Source organism: Halomonas sp. 707D4, from assembly GCF_024158685.1.
Taxonomy (GTDB): domain Bacteria; phylum Pseudomonadota; class Gammaproteobacteria; order Pseudomonadales; family Halomonadaceae; genus Vreelandella.
In genome coordinates this window covers 1-2,375 of sequence record NZ_JAMZBD010000463.1, presented here as the reverse complement: position 1 = coordinate 2,375, position 2,375 = coordinate 1, and the positions used below count along the sequence as shown (strand labels likewise).

Sequence of the window (2,375 nt, the reverse complement as noted above, 5' to 3'; positions counted from 1 at the left end):
GCGCGTTGCGCTCGGCCTGAGCGAGCTGGGCCTCGCACTCCTCCATCAGCCACGCGCGGCGCCCCAGGGCCTCGAGCTTGCCGGACTGCAGCGCCCACACCTCGAGCAGGTAGAGCACATCGAGGGCCGCGTAGGCGCACTGGCTCTCCGTCAGCGGGCGCAACAGCCAGTTGGAGCGGGTCTCCTCCTTGGGCAGGGTCTCGCCGACCCAGTGCTCGACCAGCTTCTGGTAGCCCATAGCCGGTACCTCGCCCAGCAGCGCCTGGGCGATCTGGGTATCTACCAAAGGCGCGGGCAGCACGCCCGCCCAGAGCTTGAGGACCTCGAGGTCCTCGCTGCAGGCGTGCAGGAGCTTCAGCGCCGAATTCTGCAGCAGCGCTCGAAACGCGGGCGTGCACTCCACGGCCACCGGGTCGATCAGGTAGGCGGTCTGGCCGGCGGAGAACTGGATCAGCGCGGGCACCGGGAAGAAGGTGTTCTCGCGAAAGAACTCCGTATCGAGGGCCAGGATGCTGGCGCCCTCGACGTCCCGGCAGGCGGCGTCGAGCGCTTCGGCAGTCGCTATCCAGCGATGATGAGGGGGCGTTAGAGCGGACACGGTAGACGTTCCTGTGAACTACAACGGCGCGGTTGCAATGAGAATGAAAAGGTCGGGAGGCGCGTTCGGGCTCACTCGAGCCCGAACGGCAAGCGGCCGTTGAAGGCGCGACTGAGCGTGCCGCCATCGACGTACTCGAGCTCGCCGCCCATGGGCACGCCGTAGGCGAGCCGCGAGAAGGCGACGCCGTGGCGGGCGAGCTGCGAGGCGATGTAGTGCGCCGTCGCCTCGCCTTCCACGGTGGGGTTGGTGGCCAGCACCACTTCCTTGATGGCGCCCTCCCCGACCCGCTCCTCGAGCAGGTCCAGCCCGATCGCCTCGGGGCCGACCCCGTCGAGCGGCGAAAGGTGCCCGTGAAGCACGAAGTAGCGCCCCTGGAAACCGCCCGCCTCCTCGATGGCGAGCTGATCCGCCGGCGACTCCACCACGCACAGCAGCGAGTCGTCCCGACGCGAGCTCTCGCACAGCGCGCAGACCGGCGCTTCGGTGAGCGTGCGACAGCGCCGGCAGTAGCCGACCTCGTCGATCGCCTGGGCGATCACCTCGGAGAGGCGCTTGCCGCCTTCGCGCTCACGCTCGAGCAGGTGCATCGCCATGCGCTGGGCGGTCTTGGGCCCGACGCCCGGCAGCACCCGGAACGACTCGATGAGCTGCTCGATGAGGGGGGAGAAACGCATCGATCAGAACGGCATCTTGAAGCCGGGCGGCAGGTTGAGCCCGGCAGTGGCTTCTTCCATCTTGGCCTTGGAGTTGGCTTCCACCTTGCGCACGGCGTCGTTCACCGCGGCGGCCAGCAGGTCTTCGAGAAGCTCCTTGTCCTCTTCGAGCACGCTCGGGTCGATGGTCACGTCGCTCACGTCGTGGCGGCCGTTCATGGTGATCTTGACCATGCCCGCGCCGGCCTCGCCATGCACTTCCGCCTTGGCCACCTCTTCCTGCACCTTCTGCATCTTTTCCTGCATTTCCTGGGCCTGCTTCATCAGGTTGCCCATTCCACCTTTGAACATGGTGTCACTCCTTTACTGGTTCAGTGCATGCCGTGAGTAAGCGTAAGCCGTAACGCCCGCGCTGTCATGGCGCTAGGTTCTAGGTTTTAGGTTCTAGGTTTGACGCTGGCTTCGTCGAGGGTGGCCCCGAAGGCTTGCGCAAGCTTCAGTATATTGGGGTCGCGCTGCAACAGATCAACGGCCTCGGCGTGGCGCTCGCGCTGAAAGCGCAGATCCTGCTCACGGGGCGTCTCGATGGCGCGGTCGAGCTCGGCCACCTCGAACACGATGCGTCGCGAAAACCCCTGCCCTTCCAGCGCCTTCTGGATGCGCTGCTCGTGGACCTCGGCCTGCATCGCCGACTGGCCGGGGTCGAGATGAAAGACGAGCGTGCGGCCATCGTCGCTGGCCACCTGGCAGTGGGCGGCCAGATTGCGAGTCAGCCCGCCGAGGCCCAGGGCGTCGAACAGCCCCAGCCAGCGGGCGTGGTCGAGCCGGTCATCGACACTCGCCGGGGCTTTCTGCGGCGCGTCGCTCGATGCCGCATCGCCAAGCTGAGGCGGCGTGGGCGAAGGCTCGGCCGGGGCATCGGGTTCGGGCGCTTCTTCTATAGCGTCATCGGACATACCGTCATCGGGCGTGCCGATGGGCGCCTGGGGCGGCCAGGGGTCGCTCGGCGCCTCGCTTGCCGGCGCCTCGTCGAAGGGCGCCGGGCCAGGGTCGTCCTGCATCCAGGGCGGCGGCTCCAGCGCGGGTGCCACGTCCGGCTCCCGCTCGGGTTCAGGTTCGGG

Annotated in this window: 4 protein-coding genes; all 4 read right to left on the bottom strand. The window is 67.6% G+C overall.

Annotated features, from left to right (window positions below; genetic code table 11):
• On the bottom strand, window positions 1–598 hold a 598-nt coding region (locus tag BIS11_RS15295; RefSeq protein WP_253586463.1), incomplete at its 3' end, for a ribonuclease D.
• 71 nt (window positions 599–669) lie between these two features.
• A complete protein-coding gene (gene recR, locus BIS11_RS15290) occupies window positions 670–1,275 on the bottom strand; it encodes a recombination mediator RecR (protein ID WP_253422187.1) in 606 nt (201 codons plus the stop codon).
• 3 nt (window positions 1,276–1,278) lie between these two features.
• Window positions 1,279–1,605: a YbaB/EbfC family nucleoid-associated protein gene (locus BIS11_RS15285; protein ID WP_227389238.1), complete on the bottom strand. Its 327-nt coding sequence runs from the start codon at window positions 1,603–1,605 to the stop codon at window positions 1,279–1,281.
• A gap of 86 nt (window positions 1,606–1,691) precedes the next feature.
• Window positions 1,692–2,375: DNA polymerase III subunit gamma/tau C-terminal domain-containing protein (locus BIS11_RS15280; RefSeq protein WP_301286487.1), on the bottom strand; the 684-nt coding region annotated here is incomplete at its 5' end.